The sequence below is a fragment of the Candidatus Omnitrophota bacterium genome, from assembly GCA_028715965.1.
In the GTDB taxonomy this organism is placed as follows: domain Bacteria; phylum Omnitrophota; class Gorgyraeia; order Tantalellales; family Tantalellaceae; genus JAQUQS01.
Genome location: JAQUQS010000001.1, coordinates 238609 through 242331 on the forward strand (window position 1 = coordinate 238609; position 3723 = coordinate 242331).

Sequence of the window (3723 nt, forward strand, 5' to 3'; positions counted from 1 at the left end):
AAGCTGCTTTAAGCGGCGAGTCGCGCACCTTGCGAAGGCAAGGTGTGATGCCGCGCAGAGCGTTAAATGGTCCGACGAGAAGAAGGACCATAGCCCGAGCGGCCTGCCGGGCGTGACTGAGGGGACAGCGATCCCCGATGAAATGCCGTAGGCCCAGAAAGGCTACGGCCCCCATTTAAACCGAAAACCCTGCCGATAGAAACGTCAAAACCGTTTTGATCTCAGGAGCTTAATCCCGGATAAAAAACGGTTTTAGCCTTCTCTCATAAACACAAAGGCCGTCCCTTTTGGAACGGCCTTTGTGTTCTCACGCATCTATCAAAACTTTATCGTCAACGATTCAACCGCTGGCGATAAAGATATTCCACAAGGTTCACTTCTTCCCCATCGATTATAACTGTTCCCTTTCCCGGCCCCGGTTTGGGCGCCTCTCCGGGCTGAGCCCCTTCTCCAGCCTTTCCTTGAGCGGCTGGGTCTATCCCCTGCTCTTTAAGCTGTTTCGCCATCATCTTGTCCAGATGGTGCGCCACAACCTGGTCCTTGAACCATGAAACCATATTATCGGGAGCTGGTTTAAGTTCGCCAGGCTCTTCGAATTTTTTCGTACTTCGTTCGTATCCCTCCTCTATCCAATATCTTTTCTTATTCACACTGCCGTCTTTGTTTATACCGCAAATGAAAATGCGGTCATCGAAAACGACCACATTTGTCAGGTTGCCGTCACTTTTCGCGCCCCATCCACTGCTTGTAGCTTCTGTTACCACCGAAGGAGTAAGTACCCTGAATGTTTCGTTCGCCTCCACATTCTCGAGAATGGCATATATTTCACCGGACAGTAACTGCAGCTTGAAATAACCATCTAACTTAATTATTACAAGGCTGTTCTCTTCTACTTTTATAACGTTATCGTTCTTATCATCGAATGCTATCGTAACAAAAGACCCTGATCCGGTCTTTACCCAGTCGCCAGGATAGACCACCATTCCTTTTTCACAATCAACACCAATTTTCCTCCCTTTGGGCACTATCTTAGCGTCACCTGAAAAATCAAATACCGTAGCCTGCTCAGCGCAAGCTGTAGCTACTCCGATAAGAGTAAGAAAAGCTAGAAATATAATAAACCTTTTACCACTTCCCATATTAATAATATTACCTGACATTTATGCCATTTACAAGATTCCGTTAAAAATTCACGTATTTACTGTATTTGGAAAGTCATTTAACCTAAAACTTTTACAAACCTCCTCAAATTCCATACAGAGGTATATCCAGCTTTTTACCCCTCCTTTTCTCAGAAGATCTGCCATAGTTCTATATATGTTTTCACGTAACTCATTGCTATACCTGAGTTTACCATCCTTGTCTTCCGCGATGTCCCCCGCATAGTAGATCAGATTATCACAAAACCGCCTTTCCGCGATCTGTTTAAGTCCGGGGGCATACCTGAGAGTTCCCAGACTTACCCAGGCAAGCCGGTCCAAGACCTCCTGTCTTGAACATATTTCACGGATAACATCGCTATAACCTGTTTCCCACCCTTTGTAGTATATAATAGGGTCAAAATGAAGCCCTATCCTGAAACCTTTTCCGGCCGCTTCCACCATACATCTTATCCTGTCGTCCATGCTCGAACATCCTTTTTCATAGCGCTCCGTTATCATACGCGCATTTACTGACCATGACATGACCACATGCTCGTGTGGTTCATTATTTTCCAATATGTTATTTATGCTGGCGCTTTTTGTCTTGAGCTCCAGCACAAGGTTATTCGTCTTGCGGAAAATATCCATTAAAGATCGCGAATATCCGGTATACCCATCAAGCGCAAGCGAGTCGGTGAACTCCCCGGTCCCTATACGTGTTCCCGGAGAAACGTCCCTATCTAATCCCATGATATGCGGTGTGTAATCCTCAATATTCGCGGGCAATATAATACCGTCAACGTTGCTGTATTGCTGCAGATAACAATAAGAACAATCCATTGGACACCCGAATCCTATATTGAGCACCCAGTACCCACATCCCCGGCAACCCTTAGTACACGGGCATTTTTTAACAAATGCCGCCTTGTTCTTCACAATGTATATAGTCTCACGACGGCGGTCGTACCTCTGGACATTATCATCTCCGCCTTTACCACGAACATCTCTCACATCCTTTATGTAAAGAACTTTAGCCGCGGTGAATTTCCCCAGAAAATCCCTGGTCCACGGAAGCTCAGATACGCTTTCTTCAACAAATATCCGCTTCGGGCTCAATGTATTATCCCAAGGCAAACACTCACGGTCCTCATCCTGTATCTTGAACGGCATAATTCGTTCGGGATATGTGTTCTCGAACCTATATCCCATCAAAGAGTCCTTAAGCCTGCGGAACAAGCCGCCCTTCCCATCCTCGAGCATATCCTCAAATCCGATGTTATCAAGAACTGCCTCATAAGTAACGTCGTATTTACGACAGGACTCGTAGATCAACCTAACAAGTTCATTATTCTTGTTTGTCCCGGCGGAAAAAAGCGTTCTCCCGGCGAGAAAACGTCCAATATCGCGAATAAGCTCCCCGTTCTCCTGAATGGTCATAAAAAGTATTATACATAATGACAGAGCAATTGAAAAATGGAACTACCGCAGGGGACAGGTTTAATCTTAATTCCAAAACAGGTTTAGCTTTGAGAACAAAAACGGTTTTGGCGCGGTCATGCCACCTTAGTCATGCCTGGGCAGGAAAACAAGCCCCGAGCCGGCAACAAAACGCGAAGGCGACCAAGGACGTAATGTCCGCGGAAGTGTCGTGAGGTCCCTTGAGCGACTCCCTGACGGGCATAGTGACGCAGCGAATATCCGGCAGGCCACTCCGGGCTATGGCCCTGCCTGTCCGTCGGGCCACTTAACGCCCTCTGCGGCATGTGACCAAGGAACCAGTGAGTTCCGAGGAAATCCAGAGCTTAGAGAAGCGTGGGAACCTTCGCCATTCGGCGAAGAACCAGGCCGAAACCTCTCCAGGTTTTCGGCAGTTCCCGGGCCCCTGCCCGGGTCACTCTTCGTATTGGTATATTGGGCAGGAAACCGTGTTTTTCTTCTTTAGATACGCTTACAGGGTCCCTGACGGGCATAGTGACGCAGCGAATATCCGGCAGGCCACTCCGGGCTATGGCCCTGCCTGTCCGTCGGGCCACTTAACGCCCTCTGCGGCATGTGACCAAGGAACCAGTGAGTTCCGAGGAAATCCAGAGCTTAGAGAAGCGTGGGAACCTTCGCCGTTCGGCGAAGAACCAGACTCGGAGCAAAGCTCCTCACCTGCCGGTCAACCATAAAACAAAAACCCCGCTTTTGCGGGGTTTTGTTTTAAATGGTATGCCCGGCAGGACTCGAACCTGCGACCCTCTGCTTAGAAGGCAGATGCTCTATCCACCTGAGCTACGGGCACACGCAAATGGTGCGGATGAAGGGACTCGAACCCCCATGGTAAAAACCACTGGCTCCTAAGGCCAGCGCGTCTGCCAGTTCCGCCACATCCGCGAAACACAGAAACTGGTCGGGAAGGTGGGATTCGAACCCACGACCCTCTGCTCCCAAAGCAGATACGCTAGCCAGGCTGCGCCACTTCCCGTACGGTCCTATATATGTGCAAGTCTTATGCTGTAAAAAACATATTTGCCGGGCTATTTGAAGATCCCGTTGCAGCGGCAAAGCCGCCCATAAAAGTCCACTATTAAAATGGGGT

General features: G+C 48.6%; 2 protein-coding genes and 3 tRNA genes. All 5 read right to left on the minus strand.

From position 1 onward, the window contains the following. Positions 1-332: 332 nt before the first annotated feature. Positions 333-1139, minus strand: a complete 807-nt coding sequence (locus PHH49_01175) for a FecR family protein (protein MDD5487562.1) — start codon at positions 1137-1139, stop codon at positions 333-335. A gap of 51 nt (positions 1140-1190) precedes the next feature. Then, positions 1191-2579, minus strand: coding sequence for a hypothetical protein (locus tag PHH49_01180; protein MDD5487563.1), 1389 nt, complete (start codon positions 2577-2579; stop codon positions 1191-1193). Between the two features lie 770 nt (positions 2580-3349). Further along, a tRNA-Arg gene (locus tag PHH49_01185) sits at positions 3350-3426 on the minus strand. A 7-nt stretch (positions 3427-3433) separates the two neighbouring features. Further along, positions 3434-3518: transfer RNA gene (locus PHH49_01190), tRNA-Leu, on the minus strand. A gap of 13 nt (positions 3519-3531) precedes the next feature. After that, positions 3532-3609 (minus strand) — tRNA-Pro (locus PHH49_01195). Positions 3610-3723: the final 114 nt, after the last annotated feature.